General features: G+C 33.7%; 18 protein-coding genes. 7 read left to right on the top strand and 11 right to left on the bottom strand.

The window, feature by feature from the left end; genetic code table 11:
* Positions 1-429: 429 nt before the first annotated feature.
* Positions 430-1,161, bottom strand: a complete 732-nt coding sequence (locus tag ACT3CE_RS14590; protein WP_444710504.1) for a DUF6261 family protein — start codon at positions 1,159-1,161, stop codon at positions 430-432.
* 606 nt (positions 1,162-1,767) lie between these two features.
* The gene (locus tag ACT3CE_RS14595; protein ID WP_444710505.1) at positions 1,768-3,309 is read right to left on the bottom strand and encodes a Dabb family protein; all 1,542 of its coding nucleotides are present in this window, start codon (positions 3,307-3,309) and stop codon (positions 1,768-1,770) included.
* A gap of 774 nt (positions 3,310-4,083) precedes the next feature.
* On the opposite strand from ACT3CE_RS14595, the gene ACT3CE_RS14600 reads away from it, so the two are divergent.
* The 3 genes from ACT3CE_RS14600 (at position 4,084) to ACT3CE_RS14610 (ending at position 8,866) form a co-directional block, all read left to right on the top strand.
* Complete coding sequence (locus ACT3CE_RS14600; RefSeq protein ID WP_444710506.1) at positions 4,084-4,860, top strand: hypothetical protein; 777 nt, start codon at positions 4,084-4,086, stop codon at positions 4,858-4,860.
* 23 nt (positions 4,861-4,883) lie between these two features.
* On the top strand, positions 4,884-7,100 hold the full coding sequence (locus ACT3CE_RS14605; RefSeq protein ID WP_444710507.1) for a sodium-translocating pyrophosphatase: 2,217 nt from the start codon (positions 4,884-4,886) through the stop codon (positions 7,098-7,100).
* Between the two features lie 401 nt (positions 7,101-7,501).
* Complete coding sequence (locus tag ACT3CE_RS14610; protein WP_444710508.1) at positions 7,502-8,866, top strand: FAD-dependent oxidoreductase; 1,365 nt, start codon at positions 7,502-7,504, stop codon at positions 8,864-8,866.
* Between the two features lie 143 nt (positions 8,867-9,009).
* Here the strand turns inward: ACT3CE_RS14610 and ACT3CE_RS14615 are convergent, their stop codons facing one another.
* The gene (locus ACT3CE_RS14615; protein ID WP_444710509.1) at positions 9,010-10,398 is read right to left on the bottom strand and encodes a sensor histidine kinase; all 1,389 of its coding nucleotides are present in this window, start codon (positions 10,396-10,398) and stop codon (positions 9,010-9,012) included.
* Between the two features lie 524 nt (positions 10,399-10,922).
* Between ACT3CE_RS14615 and ACT3CE_RS14620 the strand changes: the two genes are divergently transcribed.
* On the top strand, positions 10,923-11,627 hold the full coding sequence (locus ACT3CE_RS14620; RefSeq protein WP_444710510.1) for a queuosine precursor transporter: 705 nt from the start codon (positions 10,923-10,925) through the stop codon (positions 11,625-11,627).
* 268 nt (positions 11,628-11,895) lie between these two features.
* Here the strand turns inward: ACT3CE_RS14620 and ACT3CE_RS14625 are convergent, their stop codons facing one another.
* Entirely contained in the window at positions 11,896-12,567 is a 672-nt protein-coding gene (locus tag ACT3CE_RS14625) for a Crp/Fnr family transcriptional regulator (protein ID WP_444710511.1), read from the bottom strand.
* 210 nt (positions 12,568-12,777) lie between these two features.
* On the opposite strand from ACT3CE_RS14625, the gene ACT3CE_RS14630 reads away from it, so the two are divergent.
* Genes ACT3CE_RS14630 through hcp form a run of 3 tightly spaced genes read left to right on the top strand, consistent with a single transcriptional unit; the run spans position 12,778 to position 15,367 of the window.
* Positions 12,778-12,969: a ferredoxin gene (locus tag ACT3CE_RS14630; protein WP_444710512.1), complete on the top strand. Its 192-nt coding sequence runs from the start codon at positions 12,778-12,780 to the stop codon at positions 12,967-12,969.
* A 10-nt stretch (positions 12,970-12,979) separates the two neighbouring features.
* Positions 12,980-13,669 (top strand): hypothetical protein, encoded by a 690-nt coding sequence (locus tag ACT3CE_RS14635; RefSeq protein WP_444710513.1) that lies wholly within the window; start codon positions 12,980-12,982, stop codon positions 13,667-13,669.
* A gap of 39 nt (positions 13,670-13,708) precedes the next feature.
* The gene (hcp, locus tag ACT3CE_RS14640) at positions 13,709-15,367 is read left to right on the top strand and encodes a hydroxylamine reductase (RefSeq protein WP_444710514.1); all 1,659 of its coding nucleotides are present in this window, start codon (positions 13,709-13,711) and stop codon (positions 15,365-15,367) included.
* A 280-nt stretch (positions 15,368-15,647) separates the two neighbouring features.
* Here hcp and ACT3CE_RS14645 read toward each other — a convergent pair whose 3' ends face one another.
* The 7 genes from ACT3CE_RS14645 to ACT3CE_RS14675 form a co-directional block, all read right to left on the bottom strand.
* Positions 15,648-16,430: a VIT1/CCC1 transporter family protein gene (locus ACT3CE_RS14645; RefSeq protein ID WP_444710515.1), complete on the bottom strand. Its 783-nt coding sequence runs from the start codon at positions 16,428-16,430 to the stop codon at positions 15,648-15,650.
* Between the two features lie 502 nt (positions 16,431-16,932).
* Positions 16,933-18,045 (bottom strand): polysaccharide lyase family 7 protein, encoded by a 1,113-nt coding sequence (locus tag ACT3CE_RS14650; RefSeq protein ID WP_444710516.1) that lies wholly within the window; start codon positions 18,043-18,045, stop codon positions 16,933-16,935.
* Between the two features lie 112 nt (positions 18,046-18,157).
* Positions 18,158-18,592 (bottom strand): RbsD/FucU domain-containing protein, encoded by a 435-nt coding sequence (locus tag ACT3CE_RS14655; RefSeq protein ID WP_444710517.1) that lies wholly within the window; start codon positions 18,590-18,592, stop codon positions 18,158-18,160.
* An 80-nt stretch (positions 18,593-18,672) separates the two neighbouring features.
* The gene (locus ACT3CE_RS14660) at positions 18,673-19,437 is read right to left on the bottom strand and encodes an SDR family NAD(P)-dependent oxidoreductase (RefSeq protein ID WP_444710518.1); all 765 of its coding nucleotides are present in this window, start codon (positions 19,435-19,437) and stop codon (positions 18,673-18,675) included.
* Between the two features lie 113 nt (positions 19,438-19,550).
* Positions 19,551-20,825, bottom strand: a complete 1,275-nt coding sequence (locus ACT3CE_RS14665; protein WP_444710519.1) for an Nramp family divalent metal transporter — start codon at positions 20,823-20,825, stop codon at positions 19,551-19,553.
* 32 nt (positions 20,826-20,857) lie between these two features.
* Positions 20,858-22,741 carry an NADP-dependent phosphogluconate dehydrogenase gene (gndA, locus tag ACT3CE_RS14670; protein ID WP_444710520.1) on the bottom strand — a complete coding sequence of 628 codons (1,884 nt, stop codon included), beginning with the start codon at positions 22,739-22,741 and terminating at the stop codon, positions 20,858-20,860.
* Between the two features lie 60 nt (positions 22,742-22,801).
* Positions 22,802-23,515 (bottom strand): FadR/GntR family transcriptional regulator, encoded by a 714-nt coding sequence (locus ACT3CE_RS14675; RefSeq protein ID WP_444710521.1) that lies wholly within the window; start codon positions 23,513-23,515, stop codon positions 22,802-22,804.
* Between the last annotated feature and the right edge of the window lie 144 nt (positions 23,516-23,659).

A 23,659-nucleotide genomic window follows, 5' to 3' on the forward strand; every position in this document is an offset into this window, starting at 1 on the left:
AATAAAATCACTTCTAAATGCACTCGTATTTAAGGCATAACTCCTCAAATTTATCTCATCAATTTCTTTAACTTTCTTTGATAAGACTGTAAATATATCCCCTGCGAGATAGTGTATGTTTAGACTATCATTGACTGCAATATACGTGAGTAGACTAAAATTGGCGAAACTATGAGTAGTAATTTACAAATAAAAAGAATATGCGAATGGTGTGGAGAATCATTACGTTATATATTGGTGTTGATTTCTTAAAAAAATCCCCCTTATTACAAGGAGGATATCTGTTACAAATAGATTGGTTTTATTTAAAAATTCGAAGAGTCGTAAAATACTAACAAAATGATGTTATTTTTGCTAGTAAACTGAGGTCCTCAATTCCCATTTTAAACTTTCGCAGGTTAGCTAGAGAATGTTAGGAGCCTCAGTTTTTTATTCCACTTCTGTTTCATCGACTATAGAATTTTTGGTTTTTCGAGTACGTGCAGCTGCCAAATACCTTTGCGTACAATCGTTACTAAAAGTAGCAATCTGAGTGTAAGTAGCATCCGGACTAATCCTATTCAATACTTCAACTCCCTCAAATAATTCTTCACAAGCTGTTTGCAAATCCTTGTAAATAGTACTCATATCGTAAACCGTTTGGTTCTTATTAATATTCGACTTCTCTTCCAGCAAGGCATCATAAGCGGCATTGTCCTCCACCATATTTTGATACCAAACATTGGCTGTTAATAGTGTGAGTAAAGCTTGATTCTCTTCCGAACTCATCTCCTTAATTAAACTAGCCATTTTTGCCGATTGCACTTTTTTACCACCACTTTGTAAAGTCCATCCGTGACCTTTAATAATGAGAATAATTTTTTTGGCAGCCACAACTAAATCTTCCTCCTTGCGATAGGTAAAGGCCTCCATTAATCCACGGAAGGCAAGAAATGAATTATCACGATTACGATCTTTTTCTTTTAACCATTCGGTATACTCACTCGAACGCTTACGATTCGAAGCCGCCAGGGCCTCCTCAACCTTTACACTTAATTTTACTGCTGCATTTTTTATGGGCAATGCCTCTAAATCCAGCGAGCTTAGAAAGGTTTTAATTTCGTTACAGTATCCCAATAATTCATTGACACGCAACAAACTAAAAATCATTTTTTCAAACATACTATCAAATTTTAATGATTAATACTCTAATTACTTATTAACAGAATAATAAATATATGATTTTTGATAGTAAAGGCATAATAATTATATGTGTTTTTTCACCAAGTGAAAATACAAGGAGCATAAAGCCACTAAATACTGATAATCAGAACTAATTTTTATTAAGCATACCCAGATTTTCTAGTATGACAATATGAAATAAATACAAGTTAAATTTTAGGAACCACTTACAGATGATGCACTAAAAAAATTATAGAATTTATTGAAAACAGGCTTCTCTTTCTGTCTTTCCAAAAAGTTTGAAGGTAACATCCGTGCCTCCTTTTGCCTTTATAAAATATTTGGAGACAGCATCCGTGCCTCCTTTTATTATTCCAAAAAGTTTGGAGACAGCATCCGTGCCTCTGTTTGCCTTTCCAAAAAGTTTGGAGACAGTATCCGCGCCTCTGTTTGTCTTTTCAAAAAGTTTGGAGATAGCATCCGTGCCCCTGTTTGCCTTTCCAAAAAGTTTGGAGAGCCTGTTTTGAGATTTGTAAATTCAGGAAAGGCTTACCAGATAAAGGATATAGCATGGTTTGTAAAAAAATGATCCGACAAGTTTAGGGATTACTTATCTGTCCAATAATCGAGCACAACAACATCATCTAATAAAGGCTTTATTTTTTTCTCAATAGCCAAATGTGCTTTGTGAAAAATGTATATTTCCCGAGCATGCACATCATTAAAAGTCAATGTAAAACAATATTTAAAGCCTTTACTAAAACCTTCCATACTGTTATTTATCCCCCATTCCAATTTACTTATTTCGGGAATTTTATGTTCTAGGTTTTCGAACAAATGTAAAACCTCATTAATCTTTTCTGGGTCAGCATTCTTTTTAAATCTAAAACCAAAAAAATGTCTTAGTACTTTACCAGAAGTATCTGGTTTGTTTAAACCAAGCTTATAAGCCACAATTTTTCTTAGGCCCCACTGGATAGAACCCGCAACAAGAAAATTATCATCATCAATTTTAAGCGACCTCAAGCCATAATACACAGGAAATCCTGTTTCTAAATAATTAACAGGGCTCAATATCCCTTGCTCATTCAATTTACACAACTGTATACTAGCATCATCTCGTGTGCCGACTGCCAATATAGCTTCCTTGTTGTTTACCGAAACAATTTCAATTCTTGTTTGTCCTTGCAGTTTTGTGAACTCATTATCCTTCAAAACCGAATGAGGCAGTAGCTCTCCTTTTTTATTTACCTTAAAAACACTCACCGCATCTCCATGATATACAAAATCGGGATTCTTAATAAAACCGCCTCTCTTATAATATTTATGATGTCTATGTCCAACAATTACATAATAATTACCTCCCAAGCTTACACCTGTTACCGGATATGCACCAGTTAAAAACCTATCGGTAGTATTATCGCTTATATTGTTAATATTTTTAAATTTCCCATTCTCATAGACTCTAAAACTGCTTATTCCATTATCCTGAAATCCACCTGTAAACAAAAAGGTCTTGCCATCTATTTTATGAACAAACATACCAATTATGCCATCGGTATGTATCTTGTTATTGTCTTTCATGGATTGAACATGGGTAAGTTTTCCATCCTGATGAATTCTAAAACAACTTAAACCCGGATTTTCCTCTAAACCTCCCACAAAAAGATAGGAAGCATTTTTCATATGAACTACCTGCAATGTAATACCAGTACCAATGAAAATATCTTCGGTATCATGTATCATAAAAACCTGTTTCAGAGCTCCATTATTCAATATTTTGAACACTTCAACAGCATCTCCATGCTTGTTGGCCACAAATAAAAAATCAGTTCCATTAATATTGTCGGCCACCATTCCTCGTGCAGGGCCTTTCTTTTTATACAGTTCTTGCTTTGCTACAAAAGTTAATTTGCCCTGCGCATTAAGACTAAACACATCAATATCTCCTATGCCTCCGGCATATACATATTGCTTCCCATTTTTTTCATAACTAGTAACGGAAACAGTATTGTTACCCGAAACATCTTTATAATCTGTCCGATATAATGTTAGGTCGCCAGTAACTTGTGATAATCCAATTTTACACAATAGCAAAAGGATTAAAAGGATACAATTTTTCTTACTACTCATATATTTTCTACTCATTTTTAGCTGTTTTTTTGCAATACTAATAAAATAACTTTTTGTTAGAATAAATTAGTTAGTAAACTGTTTATACTTACTCTTCTATTTTTCAAACATCATCCTCAAATATTTTATGCCGCCAATTGCGCCCCACCCAATCGCATAAACAAACTCATAACTTTTCACGGGTGAATATCTAATTTTTAATGGGTAAGGCCGATTACTTTGTCCTTCTACTTCAAAAAGTATCCAGTCTCGGATTTTTAATGTAGTAAACTGACCCATTTTTTCATTCGGATTTTTATTAATTAACTATTTTACAGTCACCACTTTTTCTTTATCATTCTTTGGATACATATTCCAATAATTAAACTTATCACCCAAATCAATACCATTTAATTCGAATTGATTTTCAAAAACCATAAATAAATGTTTGCATGAAACACCAATTGTATCAAACCCGGTATTCACTAGAAATTTTACGAGAACTGAATACTAAATTATGAAAATTATTATTGTGGAATTAATACTTCCATTTTTTAACAACTTATTAAATATTCTTATATATTTGTTTTGGTTTTTTAGAAACATATCACTTTTATTTTAGTAGTCAAATTTAAATAAAATAGAGTAGCAAATTCTAATGAATCCAAAAGCACAAAGAGTAATTCTATACTCTGATACTGTTGTGATTACCTAAAGTAGCAACAGTATATTTAGTTTGTATCAAGACACTTTATTATTCCTCATAATAAAGCGCAACATATTATTTTTATCCTAAAACCAAAATAAATAATGAAACCAAACATTTATTTAAATTTAACGCCCGAAGCTTTAATTGCCTCTATGCTTTCTCCTGAAGAGTTTGGAAGCTATATGGCAGTTGGAACTCAAAAACGTACGCGTGGGCAGGTAATTTTTCTTGAGGTAGACAGTAATGCTATCGAGGATATTCTTCCTATGGATTACATCAAAGAGAGATGTGTCCCTCAAGAAGGAGGACGCCCAAAAAGTTCAGTTTATCTTTCTATTTATAGAGCCTTGGAAAGTATCCCTGTTTCGGCTTTAAAAAACCTTTATCTAACAACAGATGATGGAAGAACAATGGAAATTAAAAAAGGAGAATATTCTGGCGATATTAAATCGACAGCACACTTGTACCAAGAGCTTTGCCCTGTTACGCCAAGGATAATTAGTAAACTGGCTCCCACGGAATTTTTAGATTACATGACAAGTGGAAAAGAAAAAGTTAGTATTCCTAAACTTGCATTTGTAGAATTAAAATTGAATGGATTAACAGAAGATTTTGAAAATTCACCGGCACATAATTTGCCTTATCCAAATATAGAACACCTACGAGATTGTATGAGGATATTAAATGATGAACCAGGTAAAGTTCAAAAAACCATTATTCGTTTCTTTTCAAGAGATCTTTTTTTCAGAACAATTAAAAACGGTTTTTTCATTGGTGATAGTAATGAAATGATTTATTATCCTTTTCCTTCGGAAGAAGAATTGAATGATAAGAATTATGCATGGTGGAGATCTGCTAAATCAATCGGATTTAATTAAAAACAAATAAAAAAATTAAAAGAATGCAAAACATTGACAATATTTTTTGGTTTATTCCATTAAGCTCTTTAATCGCCTTAGGCTTTGCTTACCACTTTTTTAAACAGGTAATGAAAGAAAGTGAAGGTTCTGATAAAATGATAACAGTAGCTTCTCATGTTCGAAAGGGAGCTATGGCATATTTAAAACAACAATATAAAGTAGTAGGTGTCTTTTTCCTGATTATAGTAATTCTGTTTTCGGTATTGGCATACGGTTTTAATTTACAAAACGAATGGGTTCCCGGAGCATTCCTTACGGGAGGTTTATTTTCAGCTTTGGCTGGTTTTTTTGGAATGAAAACGGCGACTTATGCTTCTGCAAGAACTGCAAATGCGGCCCGTAATTCTCTTAATCTGGCTCTTAGGGTAGCTTTTCGAAGTGGAGCTGTTATGGGGCTTGTTGTAGTTGGTCTTGGACTTTTTGATATTTCAGCCTGGTTTATTGTACTTAACTATTTTGTAGATAACCCAAGTGAAGCTCAAAAAATGATGATTATTACCACTACCATGTTAACATTTGGTATGGGTGCATCAGCTCAGGCCTTGTTTGCCAGAGTAGGTGGAGGAATTTTTACAAAAGCAGCCGACGTGGGTGGTGATCTTGTCGGAAAAGTTGAAGCAGGTATACCTGAGGATGATCCAAGAAATCCTGCAACAATTGCTGATAATGTTGGTGATAATGTTGGTGATGTTGCGGGTATGGGAGCCGATTTATACGAATCGTATTGTGGTTCAATATTGGCTACTGCAGCACTTGGTGCAGCGGCTTTTATAGAAAATTCCGAATTGCAAATGAAAGCTGTAATGGCTCCTATGTTGATTGCTGCAGTGGGAGTAATTCTTTCAATCATTGGAATCTACATGGTGAAAGCTAAAGAAAGTGCTACTCAAAAACAATTACTAAAAGCATTATCAAGAGGAACAAACATTAGTTCAGCCTTGATTATCGTATTTTCATGGGTAATTCTTTATGTTCTTGAATTGGATAACATTTGGGGAATTTGGGGTGCAATCGTTACCGGATTAATTACCGGAATAATCATTGGGCGAGCAACCGAATATTATACATCAGAAGAATACAGACCCACACAGAAAATTGCAGAAAGCTCAAATACAGGAGCTGCTACCGTAATAATTTCTGGATTGGGAATGGGAATGATCTCAACAGCAATTCCAGTAATGGCTGTAGCTTTGGGAATTATATTCTCGTTTTTATTTGCTTCCGGATTTGATATGGCCAATATGGGCTTAGGCTTATATGGTATTGGTATTGCTGCTGTAGGAATGCTTTCAACTTTAGGAATTACCTTAGCTACCGATGCTTACGGCCCTATTGCCGATAATGCAGGAGGTAATGCAGAAATGTGTGAGCTTGGAACTGAAGTTAGAAAACGTACCGATGCTCTTGACTCTTTGGGTAATACCACTGCAGCTACAGGTAAAGGCTTTGCCATTGGTTCTGCAGCATTAACAGCGTTGGCTTTATTGGCTTCTTATATCGAAGAGCTTAAAATAGGAATTATTCGTTTGCTTGAAACAGCTGAGAGTTATGTTTTCCCAAATGGTAATGAAGTATTTTCAGCGGTTGATGTTAGCTCAATCAGTTTAATGGATTTCATGGACTTTTTTAAAGTTAACTTGATGAATCCAACTGTACTTATTGGAATATTTATCGGTTCGATGATGGCATTTGTATTTTGTGGATTAACCATGAATGCAGTAGGTAGAGCAGCCGGAAAAATGGTAGATGAAGTAAGAAGACAATTTCGTGAAATACCAGGAATTCTAACAGGAAAAAATGAACCAGATTATGCAAATTGTGTTGCCATCTCCACAAAAGGAGCTCAAAAAGAAATGATGATGCCTTCAATTTTGGCAATTACAGTTCCTATAGTAGTTGGTCTCGTATTTGGAGTTGCAGGTACCATGGGACTACTTGTTGGAGGATTAGGTGCTGGTTTTGTTTTGGCGGTTTTTATGGCAAATTCAGGTGGTGCCTGGGATAATGCTAAAAAATATGTCGAAGCCGGTCATTTAGGAGGTAAAGGTTCTCCTGCTCATAAAGCAACTGTAATTGGTGATACTGTTGGTGATCCATTTAAAGATACTTCGGGTCCTAGTCTTAATATTTTAATTAAACTAATGAGTATGGTTGCCATTGTAATGTCTGGAGTAACCGTCGCATATAGCTTAATGTAAAAAAGCGATTTGTTTGAATATATTGTAATGGGCTTAAGCAATTCGCTTAGGCCCATTCTTGTATTTCCTTGTAAATAAAAACTAAAAAATAAGGCTTGTGGGCAAGTTTTGAGAATTTCAATTTTAGAATAAAACTTAGTTGAGTGTTTAATAGTTTTACTAAATCCACAATTACTTAGCGTGTTTTAGTGTAAAAACTAAGGAAGGTATTTTAAGAATTATTTTTTATGATTACACTAAAAATAGAAAGTTGTATTTGAATGGAAAGTTCAAATTCTATTATTAATTAAGGCATTCACCTTTGTATTGATATAAATATAATGCCAGTTACGAAATAATAAAAACTAAATTATTATATTTATGATAACATTTCACAAATAAGTAACTTAATATTTAAAACGATGGAAAAAATTAATGTTTTAATTATTGGAGGTGGTGCATCTGGACTTCAAGCAGCTATAAGTGCAAAAACAAATAATCCAGACAAATCAGTTATTTTGGTTCGAAAAGAGGAAAAGGTTCTCGTTCCTTGTGGTATTCCATATATTTTTGGTTCGTTGCATTCTACGGATAAAAATATTTTACCCGATAAAATGCTAACCAATGTCGGAGTTGAAATAAAAATAGCAAAAGTTACAAAAGTTGATTTAGAGAATAATATTTGTCATTTATCAACTAACGAAAAATTATACTTTGAAAAACTAGTATTCGCAACGGGATCAATTCCTACAATTCCTAAGTGGCTAAAAGGTGGTGATTTGAAAAATGTTTTTACAATTCCTAAGGATAAATTTTATCTCGATGAAATGTATACTAAATTAAAAGGATTAAAAAAAATCATTACAATTGGTGCTGGATTTATTGGAGTAGAAATGTCTGACGAATTGAATAAAGAAGGTCGTGATGTTACTCTTGTTGAAATTGAATCTTCCATATTAAATAGAGCTTTCGATAAAGAATTTGGTGACAAAGCCGAAGAATTGTTAACATCGCGAGGTGTTAAGGTAATTACAAGTAAAGGGGTAAAAGAAATTGTTGGTAAAGATGGAAAAGTTCAGAAGGTAATCTTAAACTCCGGAGAAGAGCTCGAGGCTGATGCTGTTGTACTTTCTATGGGCTATGTGCCTAATACCAAGCTGGCTAAAGAGTCTGGTATTGAATTGAATAGATATGGCTTTATCAGAACTTGTGAGTACATGCGTGTTGAAGATTGTTCCAACGATATCTTTGCTGTTGGCGACTGTGCTGAAAAAAGAGATTTCTTAACCAGAAAATTGTGTACTACTATGCTTGCATCAACAGCATGTGCCGAAGCCAGAGTTGCAGGTATGAGTTTATATGAATTAAGTCCTTGTAAATCGTTTAGTGGAACCATTGCAATTTATGATACGGCTATTGGTGATACTGCTTTTGGTACGGCTGGTATTATTGAATCTAAAGCAAGAGAAGAAAACTTTAGTGTTGTTGTTGGAAGTTTTACAGGAATGGACAAACACCCTGGTACACTTGAAGGCATGCACGAACAGACTGTGAAATTAATTGTTGCGGCTGATTGTGGTATGATTTTAGGAGGTGAAGTGTTTGGTGGTTCTAGTGTTGGCGAATTAACAAATTCCATTGGATTCTTAATTCAAAATCATACGAATATAAAAGCTCTGTTATCTGCTCAAATTGGTACTCACCCATTACTTACTGGTTCTCCTGCTGCTTATCCGTTAATTAAGGCTGCAGAAGTTGTTGCTAAAAAATTAAAACGACAATTCTAGATAAAAATTTTCACACAAAGAGCTTCCTTATTTTCTGTTTAGGAAGCTCTTTTATTCCATTTAAGTTTTTTGTTTGGTATAAGGAGGCAATCGTCATTTGAATTTTGTTTAGAAAAAAATGATTAAGAGGTTCTTGTTAGTTTTTATACTTCTTTAACTAAAGGTAAAGTAAATTTGAAAACACTACCTTTTCCTAGTTTACTCTCAACCCAAATTTTACCGCCATGTTTTTCTATAAATTCTTTGCAAAGGATTAAACCTAAACCTGAACCTTTTTCGTTTGCAGTTCCAATTGTTGATACATTGGTTTCAAGCTTGAACAATTTATTTTTAGTATCGTTGTTCATTCCAACGCCATTATCAGAAACTGCAATTTCAATTTGCAGTTTTTCTTTTTTTGTTAAAATACTTATGTTTCCTCCTGTATTGGTAAATTTTATTGCATTTGATACAAGGTTTCTCAAAATAATTCTCAACATTTCTTCATCAGCATAAACTTTAATATCATCTATACTATTTTTTGTTAATGCTATTTTCTTTGCAGCTGCAGTTGAATTTGACAGTTCTATTATTTCACCTATAATTAGTGTTAAAATTATTTGTTTTTGGTTGAAATTAATTTGTCCTGTTTGTGATTTAGCCCAATTCAATAAATTGTCGAGTAAAGTAAGTGTGTTTTTGGCAGCAGAATTAATAAAGCTTAAATATTCTTTGGTTTTTTCAGTCTTCAGGGTTTTAATATTGTCATTTAACAGGTCAGAAAACCCTATAATACTGTTGAATGGGCTTCTTAAGTCATGTGCAATGATTGAAAATAATTTGTCTTTAGTATTGTTAAGCTCTTCAAGTTTAAGTTTATCTGTTTCTATTATTTTGTTTTTAAGAATTATAATGTTTTCATCTATTTCTTTCAAAAGCATTATATAACCAATTCTCAATGTACTAACAATAAACACCGAAATTACAAGATACCAATTGTCAATTGTAGAACCTTCTAAGAAGTGGTATGGTTGTTCTACTTGATATAAAATATTGGCTCTATAAAGTTGAAAAATGCTATAAGATATAAGTGCGGAACCAATGATGAGGGAAAATTTGTATTTTTCTTTGTTTGTAAAAAGAATGTATGCACTAATTCCATAAAAAAAAGAACATGCTATTATTTGTATGATAATACGCTTTATATCGTCTTCGGCAACCAGTAGAAAAGAACAATAAAAGATAAGAGTAAATATGCTGAATAGCCAAAAAATGTTTTTACGAATTTTGTTATCGTACGAAATAAGGCCAAAAGATGTTAATGCAAAACTGGAAATTAAAAAGAAATTACTTAGTTGTACCGTGATTATAAAAGGTAAGTTTTTTCTAAAGCCAATTAGAATCATGGCTATTGTTTGAAATAGAATACCCATAATAAAAACAGATAGATACCATTTTTTATGATGGAAAAAATATTGATAAGTGAATAAAGCAAGATTAAATATATTGGTTATGACAAAGAAAAATAATATAGTGGGGTAATCTAGATTCATATTAATTCTATCTTATCGTGTTTGAAAAATTTTAATCTATCAAAATATGTATTTCCTAATTTATTTTTCTAAAGGTACATTTAAACGAAGTGTTTTTTTGAATAATATCATATAAAATTACTAAGTTTTATGGTGGTGGATTCTTTGTGATCTGTTTGCTTAGTTTTTATGTTTATTATTACGATCCGTTATGGACACTATAAAATTGATTTGAATTGTTCCTTAATATATTATTGTGTTAATAGTTTTAATACGGTTAATTATATCTGGTGTTTTATTGTGATTTTTACAAATGAGAAAAATGTTATAAACTGTTTTTATGCACAGGAGATATAGCGTACAATAAATAAAGTAGACTTTTGGAATCATAAATTTAAGTTATCTTTTAAAATGAGCAATTTTTCTTACATTTGCATCCCGAAATGAGTACGAACAAAGCAGGTGGCATCTCCCTGCGAATAAGTAAAGAACTGTTTAGGAACAATTTGTTGTGAACATTCTTTCTTTAACTAAAAAATAAAAAAATGCAAAATGAAATTTTATGGCTAAGCATGTTGCTGGCAAACTTCCTGTTAATTATTTTGGCCTATCGATTATTTGGCAAGTGGGGACTCATTATTTGGATTCCGATTTCTGTTATTGTTGCTAATATTCAAGTAATTCAGACTGTTGAATTTTTTGGCCTTGTAGCAACTTTAGGTAATATTGTTTATGCCTCGTCGTTTTTAGTGACAGATATATTATCTGAAAATTACGGTAAAGAGGATGCAAAAAAGGCTGTCTGGATTGGATTTTTCAGCCTCATTTCCATGACCTTATTAATGAATATGGCTTTACTTTTCATCCCCTTAGAGGGAGATGAGTTTGCAGGTGTTGCACATGAAGCAACCAGTACCATATTTAGTTTAATGCCTAGAATAGCAATAGCTAGTCTTGTGGCCTATTTACTTTCACAACGTCATGATATTTGGGCGTATCATTTTTGGCGTAAACGCTTTCCAAAAGACAGCCAGATTTGGATACGAAATAATTTAAGCACATCGGTTTCTCAGCTTATTGATAGTACTGTTTTTGTACTTATTGCTTTTTTGGGCGTATTTGAAACTGCCGTTATGTGGGAAATATTTATAACCACTTATTTCTTGAAATTTATTGTTGCTGCCGCAGATACTCCATTCGTATACTGGGGTAAAAGAATTTTTAAAAAAGGGAAGTATTATTTAAATTAATATTTTCTCTTGACAGAATCTTGTGGATGAGATGTGCACATTTACAGTTCAAGTATATATAAATACGCCTCAGTCTAGTTTATTTCTAGACTGAGGCGTATTTATTTTACAAGAGATAATATCAACTGCTTAATAGGTGTTTTCTAATTGAGTTGAATTATTGTTTATTTGTCTTTAGTGCTTGTAATTTTGTGAAAAGTCAAGGTTTTGAGTAAAGTTCTAGTCAAGAAATTCAATGGATTTCTTAGCATTACTTAATGCTGGCTTCCTAATTTAATAATTGTATAAGCTTTTCTCTATCAGTTATTTTTATTTCTTTATTTTTAATTTCTATCAAACCATCTTTTTTAAGGCTTAGTAAATTACGTGTTAATGCTGGGCGAGTAATTGCAAATAAGGTGGCTAATTCTTCATGGGTTTTTCCCAATCTAAAACTTTCTTTCCCTACACTCTCTTTTTCCATATCAAGAATATAAATTGCCAATTTACTTCTGACTGTATTAAACATCAAAAATTTCAATTTTTCAGAAACAATTACAAAACGATTTGATGTTGCAACTAAATAGTTGTTGAGTATATGAGTGCTTTTGTTTAAAAGCTTTAATAATTCACACTTTGAAATAATTAGCACTCTTGCTCTTGTTATTGCTATAATATCTACCAATAATTTGTTCTTGTCTGCAAACAAAAAACCTTCTGCAAAAGTATCGGGAGCATGAATTTCACTAACAATAATATTTTTGTTGTTATAGGATGTCATTTCACCTTTTACATGACCTTCGAGCAAGATGAATAAATTCTCACTTCTGTCGCTGGCAAATGCTATTGTACTTTCCGGTTCATACCAATGTACATTATAATGAACACTATGTAGAACTTCAATTATTTCTGAGGTTTTTAAACCTTTAAAAATTGATGTGTTTGCTAATTCTGAAAACATTTTTTTTCTACAAATATAAAAAATAAACCCAAAATGTAATCTGGGTTACATTTTGTGTCGATTTACTTTCTCAATTTTACACTGTTGTAATTAATTAAATCATTTGATATGAAACGTCCATGTATAAAGCTTTCTACAAACAGGGAGATGATTATATGGAAATCCCGAAAGCTTTCGGGACTATATGACAAAACTTAAAGTTATAATCTTATGAAAACAAGTGTAGATAAAGAAACATGCATTGGATGTGGAATTTGTGAAAGCATCTGTCCTAAAGTTTTTGAGATGAAAGATGATGGTAAATCTCATGTGAAAATCAATCCGGTACCTTCCGATTGTGAGGATTGTGCTCTTGAGGCAGAAAATGAATGCCCTGTTGAAGCTATAAGTCATGAAGACTAAATCTAATAGTATGGAAAACACTGCAATAAAAAACAAAGAGGGTTTCATTGAATTAGATGTGAGATCTTTAAAAGGTAATTTTCTTTTGGGCATACTCAAAAAGGCAAAAAGCCTTAAGCTTGGAGAAGGAATTAAAGTGATTCAGAATTTTGAACCCATACCTCTCTATTCTACCATGGAAAATATTGGTTTTGTTTCAGAAACCGAGAGGTTAGCCGATGCAAGCTACGCCGTTTATTTTTATCGAACTGAAGTTAAGGAAGCTAGTGATGTTGAATTACCATTGAAACCGATTGTAATGCCCAAGTTTGCTGAAATTGACAAGGCTATAGCCGACCTTAGCGTAAACTTTTGGGACAATATTTGGAATAAAAAAAATCCAGCAATTGAACTAAAGACTAAACTCTTACTCTCGCTAACCAACGCAGTTGGATCTGGCAGAATTAAGCAAGCAACCCGCGAATTAATTAAGTCTTACTACCTCGGAACTAGTGTTGCTGAGTTCGACGAGCTTTTTTCATTGATTATTTGGAATCAGGGAAATGGACATTTCGCTTCTGAAATAGCTCAATCGCCACTTTTTAAGTCTTATCTCACGATTAAAAATGCTGAAAAGAAAGGCATATCGAAAAAAGAAATAATGGCTGTTTTAACCGAAACGTTTGGTGAGAAAAATCCGGAAACAGGATTTAATAAATAGGTAAAGTAAAAATCAAATAAATCATAAAATAAATAAATCATGAGCATGTTTTGTTATCAATGTCAGGAAGCTGCTAAGGGTACAGGTTGTACTGTTGCAGGTGTATGTGGTAAAAAAGAAGACCTTGCCAATATGCAGGATCTTTTAATTTTTGTATTAAAAGGTGTTTCTATTTTTGCAACAAAAGCGCGGGAATTAGGAATTGAAAATGAAAAAGCAAATAAGCTTGTTTTTGATGGTCTGTTTATGACCATCACAAATGCTAATTTCGATAAGGATCGTTTTATCAATATTATTAGAGAAGGCTTAAAAATTCGTGAAGAGTTGAAAATTGCTTTCAGTAATGCTGGAGGAGTTGTTCCCGAAAACTTACACGATTCGGCAATATGGACAGGAGATTCTATCGCAGAATTTGAAGCAAAAAATAAATCAGTAGGTGTTTTAGCTACCGAAAATGAAGATATACGTAGTCTTCGAGAATTAATTATTTATGGTTTAAAAGGTTTGGCTGCTTATACTGAGCATGCGTTCAATTTAGATTACGAAGACAATACCCTTTGTGCCTTTATGCAAAAAGCATTAGCCTCTACAACTGATGATAATTTGACTATTGACGAATTAGTTGCTCTTGTGCTTGAAACAGGTAAGTTTGGTGTTGATGGAATGGCTCTTTTGGATAAGGCTAATACAACAACTTACGGTAATCCTGAAATTACAAAAGTAAATATTGGGGTTAGTGATAAACCAGGTATTTTAATTAGTGGTCATGACCTTAGAGATATGGAAGACCTCTTAATACAAACCGAGGGTACAGGTGTTGATGTTTATACGCATGGTGAAATGTTGCCAGCAAACTATTATCCTGCATTTAAAAAATACAAACATTTTATTGGTAATTATGGAAATGCATGGTGGCAACAAAAAGAAGAATTCGAAAGCTTTAATGGACCTATCTTATTTACGACTAACTGTATAGTTCCACCAAAAAAAGACGCTAAATACGCCGATAAAGTATTCACTACGGGTACTTCTGGTTATCCTGGATCGAAACATATTCCTGAAAGAGTAGACGGTAAGCGCAAAGATTTTTCTGAGATTATCGAATTAGCTAAAACATGTGCTTCTCCTATTGAGATTGAAAAAGGAGAAATAGTTGGGGGATTTGCCCACAACCAAGTTATTCAGCTGGCCGATAAAGTTGTTGATGCTGTTAAAACTGGAGCTATCAAGAAGTTCTTTGTAATGGCAGGTTGCGATGGTCGTCATACAAGCAGAAACTATTACACCGAATTTGCTGAAAAACTACCTAAAGACACGGTTATTCTTACAGCAGGATGTGCAAAATTCCGTTATAATAAATTACAATTGGGTGATATTAATGGTATTCCTCGCGTTTTAGATGCAGGACAATGTAACGATTCTTATTCCTTAGTTGTTATTGCGCTTAAATTGAAAGAGGTATTTGAATTGGAAAATATTAATGATTTACCAATAGAATACAACATTTCTTGGTACGAGCAAAAAGCAGTAATTGTATTGTTAGCTTTACTCTATTTGGGTGTTAAGGATATTCACTTGGGACCAACATTACCTGCTTTCTTATCGCCAAATGTGGCTAAGGTTTTAGTTGATAATTTTGGTATTGCAAGTATCGGTACTGTCGAAGATGATATAAAACTATTTATGAATCATAAATAAACAATACAGCTAAAATTCTCTTTGAATTGAAGGGGATTTTAGCTGTTTTTGTATGTACTAATGACACTTTACTGGATAATGTCCAATAGGAATAAATATTTTTCAGCAAAATTTAATTTGGGATTCTTTTATAAAATCTGAATTCAAGTTGCAAATGCAACTTTTTGATTAGATACAATATAATTATACTTTCTGTCTGTTTATGTTTAGTAATGTTGCTTTTGTTTATTCCAGTAAGCATGTAAATCCCTTGATAATTTAGCTTTCGTGTGTGCTTTTTTTAACCAAGATTAACACCAAATACATAGCCAATTACTGCTGTTAATCCCATGGCAACAGTACCCCAAAAAGTAATCCGAATAACTGCTCTAATTACACTTGAACCTCCAGCTTTAGCGGCTAAAGCACCTAGTGATATCAAAAAGAATAGAGCAAATCCGTAAAGAGAATATTCAATACTTTTTAATGGTAGAAAGAGTGTTACCAATAAAGGAAGTGTTCCTCCTAGCGTAAATGCCGCTCCCGAAGCAAATGCGGCTTGTATTGGTTTGGCTTGACTCATCTCATTTATTCCCAATTCGTCTCTGACATGAGCTGCTAAAACATCATGTTCTGTCAATTCTTTAGCCACAGTTAATGCTGTTTCCTTTTTTAGTCCTCGTCCTTCGTATATTTGTGCTAATCGGTGTAACTCAAGCTCTGGCGCATCTCTTAGTTCTTTCTTTTCTCTCTCAATATCAGCTGTTTCCACATCAGACTGAGAACTTACAGAAACATATTCACCAGCTGCCATTGATAAAGCTCCAGCAACTAATCCTGCTAAAGTTGCTAATATGATTGGTTCTCTAAAATTACTAGCAGCAGCGACTCCAATCGCAAGACTTGCTGTTGATAAAATTCCATCATTTGCACCAAGAACTGCTGCTCTTAACCAATTACTTCGATGGATAAAATGGATATCCATATAGTTATCAAAACCTTCTTCTTCCTCTTTCGAAATCATTTTTCCTGTAATTATATTTTTTTCAATCTGCGGACAATAAGTATGCAATGTGTCATGCATTTTATTCCTCTTGTCTGTTATTTTTGTTATCCATTAAAATGGTATTTAATGGACTTTCTATTTTAGTTAGAGATCTTATTTACTCGGGTGATAGTCTTTTTCAGTTTCTTATCTACTAAATGAGTTCTATTTGTATATCTCAAATATTGAAACGTGAATTTACTATTTATTTTACCTCTTAGTAAAGCTTTCTTAAATATATTTGCAAGTTTACAGGTTCTATGGTACACTTTTCTCTTTAGTTCTTGAATTCAAGTTGCAGATTCATTTTTTTGATTAGTTACAACATAATCATATTTTTCGTTTGTTTATGTATAATGGTCTTGCTGAGGTTTATTTATGCCAATAAGCTTTATTCTTGTTTAATAGACAGTTTGCACGAATTTTTATAGACTCGTTCGATTTGTTCTGAATCCATCTCAAAATGTATTAGTTAGAGAGATACAGTAACGGTCAATCGACCGTTACCTGTCTACTCAGTTCATTTGTAGAATTCATGCAGTTATTTGGTAGCAGGACTATGCCAATGATCATTTTCAGTGAAATAGCCCTCATTAGATACGGCCGCATCGCTTACAGATATACTCCCTGTTTTGAACCAAACTTCAGCATAATTTCCATCTTCATATTGTTTTTGAATATCACCACCATGAGTTTCGGCACCCGAACACCAGTTTTTATTTACCTCTGGCGATTTACCATTCGTTTGATTGTAACAACCAAGTTTAAAGAAGCACCCTTCACCAGTGTAGGCAATTCCACGTTCCACACCGTCTTGACCAATTGGGAAAAATAATTCTTGAGTTTGCATTGGAATATCAGCCTTTGTAGCATATTCTGAAGCAATTATATTTTTTGTGAATGTTTTCGTCTCATGCCCTTCACTTGTAAATTTAAGCTTCATAATACCATCCTTAACCACTATTTCATAAGAGAACTCCTCACCTAATGCAATTCCATCCTTAGGTTCTTCTGGATAGGTATTTTCGCCAGTACCTACAACAGATAAGTCGTATCCCCAAACAGCTGTTGAATAATCCCATCTTCCAGAATTGTCATCTCCCGCTGTATTAATCTCATAATCCCAAAAAACCGAACCTTTGGTATGGCCGGGAAATTTCTTATAAAAGATTTTAAGTGGTTCGTTTTCAAAGCCATCAGCACTATGAATTTGACCTACAACTACAGCATACGAAGCTGCTACTCGAGCATCTCCCGTTGCTGATACATTCATTACCTTAAGTGTCGCTGTCAATTTATCATCAGCATTTTCTGGATACCATTTTTTTGTTTGAGCCAATTCGGTTCTTGTATTGTTTGACGATCCATGTGTATGGCCAGCATTGGGAGATTTATAAACAACCCAATTACTTTTACCATCATTTGCTGTATAAAAGAAATCCTTATTCTCAAAGTTAATTGCTTTACCAACATTTGATCCATCACCTAAAATTAATTTCCAATGATCGAAAAATGGAATAACCTCACTTGCATAAACGGTCTTTTGAACTTCTTCCTTATTCGATTTTTTAGTCTTATTGGAACAACTACTTAGCGTCATGAAAACACTAAGAATTAAGAAGCTTGATAATGATGTGATAATTTTCTTATTCATTTTCTTTGTTGTTTAGTTTCAAAAAATTATAATGATGTACATTAATGTGCATTCCTTCCAAGCTAATGCTTGATCTGAATAGATTCTCACTTTCAAGAAATGAGATCATTTATTAAAAATTACTTTCTTCTTCCATTTTTACAACCCCAACAGTTAGAATTAAATTAGCGAAACGACGCTGTTCCCCTGTTTGAATAATTAATGTGGTAGCCGGTTCTTTAATTTTATCATAGAATGCCCAGCGTTCCATCGTATCCCAACTTACGTTTCCTAATAATTTTTTATAGGCATCATGAATTTCTGCGTTGGCCTCAGCAGGTTTTTCCATAACAATAGCACCTTGAACAGGGCAAACTTCCAATATACCTTCGAGTACTGTGAGAGCATCCAATAGTCCTGGACGAAAATTGAGGTGTACAGTGGTAGAGTTAGGTCCTGTCATGGCACCAACTGGCAAATTACCATCTGCAATAACAACTTGTGCAAAGTGGCCTGAACGCGCAAGCGCTTCCATTATGGTTGGGTGTATTACTGGAGTTTTTAGCATAAACTTATTCTTGAGAATTGGATTGGCATAAAACACAAAGAGATAAATAGTGCCTTGTGCTTTCTATTTTTAATTACTAACTACATATTGTAAACGCCACCATTAATGTCTAGTGTAGCACCGGTAATAAAACCATCGTATTCGGATGCCAAATAGATCACCGCTCGTGCTACGTCATCTGCATTACCTGCTCGTTGAATTGGAATGCCAGCCGTTGTTTCAGCTGCTGATTCTTTTGTAGTATGCGTGTTGTGAAATGAGGTTCCTAAGATTAGACCCGGAGCAACGGCATTAACTCTTGTGCCTTGAGGTCCTAGCTCTGAAGCTAGTGCTCGTGTTAGTGTTAGGATAGCACCTTTGCTGGTGGAGTATGCTAGTGAACCTGGGTGACCACCTTTACGACCAGCAAGTGATGCTAAATTAACAATACTACTGTTGTCATTTTTGGCTAGATATGGAGCTGCTGCACGTGTCACAAACATCATGGATGTAAGATTGATATCCATTACCTTGTTCCAAAATTCTGCTTCCATTTCGTTCAGCATTCTACGAGCTACAAGGGATCCTGCATTATTAATCAGGATATCCAGACCACCAAATACTTCTAGAGTTTTAGCGACCATTGCATTTGCATCGTCTTCTTTTGTTAAATCACCACTTATGGCAATCGCTTTTTGTCCTTTGCTAGTTGCGTATTCAACCAACTGGTTCGCAGTATCAGCACTTGAAAAATAGTGGATGGCAACATTGGCTCCACTATCAATAAAGTGTTTGGTGATTGATTCGCCAATACCTTGAGCACCGGCGGTTATTAGTACATTTTTGGCATTTAGTTTATTATCCATGATATCTTAAATTTATAAGTTAATTTTTTGTGAAATTTTTACTTATCAGTATAGTCGACTTCCTTTTTACTTGTTTAGCATTCTGAATTAGAGTAATTAACTGATTTAATAAATTATAATGCCTCTATTATCCCCAAAATACCCGTGTATGAAATAACACACGAGAAGAACAGTGCAGCAAACAAGCCGATGTTTACCCCAATATTTGTTTTGTAGTTTTTCATTACTTTTTTATTGTTGATCATTAAGATGATTCCAAGAACTACAATTGGTAAAACGAATACATTAAAAACTTGAGATAAAATCTGCATTTCTATTGGATTGGCACCAAAAACAGGTACAATTAATGCAACCAAACAAGCTATAAAAGTTATAATCTTAAACTGTCGTGAACTTGTGTCTAATTCACCAGACTGATAATCTGCAATTAGCAATGGAGCTATTAATAAACAAGGAAAAATCGATGAAAGTCCTGCACTTAAAGTTCCAAAGAAGAAAATAGTCACGGCAAAATTTCCAGCAATAGGCTCCAGCGTATTTGCCATATCTAAAACTTGAGTTACGGGCTTTCCGTTATAATACAAAGCACCACAGGCAACAGCCATTACCGAAGCACTAATTACAAATACTAAAATAGCAGCTACAATAGAATCCTTTTTTTGCTCTTTTAAGTTCTTAATAGTCCATCCTTTTCCCTTTACAAAAAGGGGTCTTGATAAAAATGTAGCCGCAGCCATAGTTGTACCCACAAAAGCTGCTGTCATCATTTTACCTCCAGGTACATCGGGTATAGTTGGAATTAATCCTTTAACAATATCAGCAGGAAGTGGGAAAACAAAAAAGAGAGAAAAAATAAAAGAAAGACCCATTAATGTTACAAAAATGACAAGTATTTTCTCGAAGAAAGTATACTTACCAACCATCATTAGACCATAAAATACAGCAATTACAACGATTGCAATTGTAAGTACTGTTTCATATTTGTAAGGAACTAATCCTTCAAAATTCATGGCTAAAATTTCATATAACATATTGGCAGAAATGCCAAGTATGCCCATTAAAGAATTCCATTGACCAAAGGATATCCCAATAATTATTAAAATGGCTAATATCTTTCCTCCTTTAATGTGTTTCTTAAAACCATACAAAGCCGTTTCACCAGATATTAAAGCGTAATTACCATAGGCAAACATGAGTACTCCTGAAAAAAGACAACTGATTAGTAAAACCCATAACAATTGCATTCCATAGGTACTTCCTGCAACAATCATAGAGGTTACACTTCCTGTTCCAATGGTATATCCAATTGCAAATATTCCGGGTCCAAAGCCTAAGATTATTGCGATTATTCTTTTTAGTAATGATTTATTTTTTAGCGTATCTGACATGATTTTGGGGTTTAGTTATCTGCTTGTTATTACTACCAATTGGTGTGGTGAAATTTCCCTGAAGCATCATCGGTTCGTTGATAAGTATGTGCTCCAAAATAATCGCGTTGTGCTTGTATTATATTTGCTGACGAATTTGCAGTTGTATAGCCATTAAAGAAGTTAACAGATTCACTTAAGCATGGAATTACGACTTCATTTAATATACATTCCGACACCACTTTGTTTATTGATGGTTTCAATGATTTAACCTGACTTTGAATTGTTTGATGGCTTAAAATGTTATCATCTTCTTTTAAGACAGGTATTAAATCCAGTATTAAATCAGATTTAATAATGCATCCATTTGTCCAGATCCTTGCAATCTCGCTTAGGTTTAACTCCCATTTATAGGCTTTTCCGGCTTCTGAAATTAATTTAAGCCCTTGGTAATGATTTACAATTCGAGCAAACTGATAGGCTTTTAGAATATCTTCGATATTTAGATTAATCGCTGAAGGACTAATTGCAAAATTTTGGTTTGCCTGAAGTCGTTCTTCTTTATAAAAGGATGTGTATCGTGCAAATAATGCCGAAGCAATTAGCGTACTAGGAGCTCCTAATTGTGCTGTTGCAATGGTAGTCCAATTCCCAGTTCCTTTATTGCCTGCTTTATCAACTATTTTATTCACCAACCAATCTTTGCCTTCCTTTTTTCTAAGCACTTCTACCGTAATGCCTAACAGGTAACTATCTGCCTTTGATTTCCACGATTCTAAAATATCTGCAATTTCATCTGGATTATTCCCTAAATGTTTCAGTATGGTATATACTTCAGCTAACAATTGCATCTCTACGTACTCAATACCATTGTGAACCATTTTTACAAAATGCCCACTACCCTCTTCTCCAATATAAGTACAGCATGGTAAGTTGTTATTATCTTTAGCGGCAATACTGTCCAAATAAGGTTTTACCAGATTATAAATTTCTTTATTCCCACCTGGCATAATTGATGGCCCTTTAAGTGCACCTTCTTCTCCTCCAGAAACACCAACGCCAATAAAATGGATATTCTTGGCTTTTAAATAATCGTAACGTTCTTTTGTATGCAGATAATTAGAGTTCCCCCCATCAATCAAAACATCGCCATCAGATAAATAGGGAATTAAATCTTCGATAACTAGATCGGTAATCTTACCAGCATTAACCATTAACATTATTCTTCTTGGCGTTTGCAGGGAATTAACAAAGGCTTCTAAATCTGAATACGCTTGCGCAGATTCAAGCTCTTGATGAGCATTCTTAAAGTCGATTGCCACATTCTCTTCTGTTCCTTTTACTTCACGATTAAATAGAGAAATGTTAAAGCCTTTTTGAGCTAAATTTCTACTTAAGCTCTTTCCCATAATACCTAAACCAAATAGGCCAAATTCTGATTTCATATTTATTTTCTTTGTGATTTTTTCAACAATTTCTTGTGGTTTTAAACCAATATTTACAACTAAAGCATCATTGGGTTGCTCTAAGGTGTTGAACTGCGATTGTAATAAATCGGAGGACATAAAATGATTTTTTCTATTCTTAAGTCGATCAAAAATCTGTTCAAAACTTCCTGCTAGATGAACCCATTTTACCTGATTCTTAATATTTCTATTTAAAATATCTCTATAACTTTCTTTTAATGCTGAACATACAATTACACAAGTATTGTTTTGTAATTGTTTTTTTGCCAGCTCATTAAGTGTAACTAACCAATCGTATCTGTCTTCATCATTTAGTGGTATTCCATTACTCATCTTTTCGATATTAGCCTGAGGATGGTAATCATCACCGTCAAAAAATGGAATATCAAGTTCTTCCGATAACAATTTACCGATGGTGCTTTTTCCACAACCTGAAACACCCATTAAAAAGATTACTTTATTCAAATTCATATTGTATTTATAGTAAGCGAGATTATTCTTTATTCGGCATTTTGCCAGCACTAATAGTTGCTATTTAAGCTTAGGCGTAAAATCAAATAGGCTTGACAGATGTTCCCTCATCGATTCTCTGGATTTTTCAACATCACCATTTTTAATGTGCTCCAGAATTATTTTATGCTCCTTCAATGCCTTTATATTCCGTTTATTCCGACATATATCATATCTCTTCGAAAAGGTTTGCATGTGTGACGTCAAATAAGAAATTAGATATTTTAACACATCATTCTTAGTGGCCTCGGCAATCCGAATATGGAACATCAAATCTTCTTCCAGCCCAGCCTCTCCTTCCGACACCTTCTTAGCCAATAGATCTACAGCTTCCTCCATAAAGTTGATATCTTCAGGCAGTGCTCTTTCGGCAGCACTTCCTGCCGCTTCTATTTCAAGCACATTTCGCACTTGCATGAGTGACTTGTAATCGGGATTAATTAAATTTAAAGCATTGGTAAGCATTCCAACAAAGGCAGAGTCTTTATTGTCGGCAACGATGGTTCCACTTTGAGGAACTATTTTTACAATGCCATAAAACTCTAGTTTTCGAATCGCATCACGAACAAAAATTCTTCCAACATTGAATTTTTCACTAAGAAATCTCTCGGAAGGTAATTTATCCCCAGCTTTTAATTGTCCAGAAGAAATAAGTTCATTTATTTGGTCGGCAATTTTATCAGATGGTTTTTCAATTACAATTTCTTTCAAATTGTCAAATAATTCTTTCGGCATTTCTATACGATTTTCTAATTTATTTTCACCAATATGAAATTGGTTAACCAGTCTATGGTTAGGCAAATCTATATAATTATTTAAAAAAAGCAAATTACCTGAGCTGTTTTTTTATTATATCACATAATTTTATATCAGTATTTT

It is taken from the genome of Marinifilum sp. RC60d5 (assembly GCF_052400665.1).
Lineage (GTDB): Bacteria > Bacteroidota > Bacteroidia > Bacteroidales > Marinifilaceae > JBQTGK01.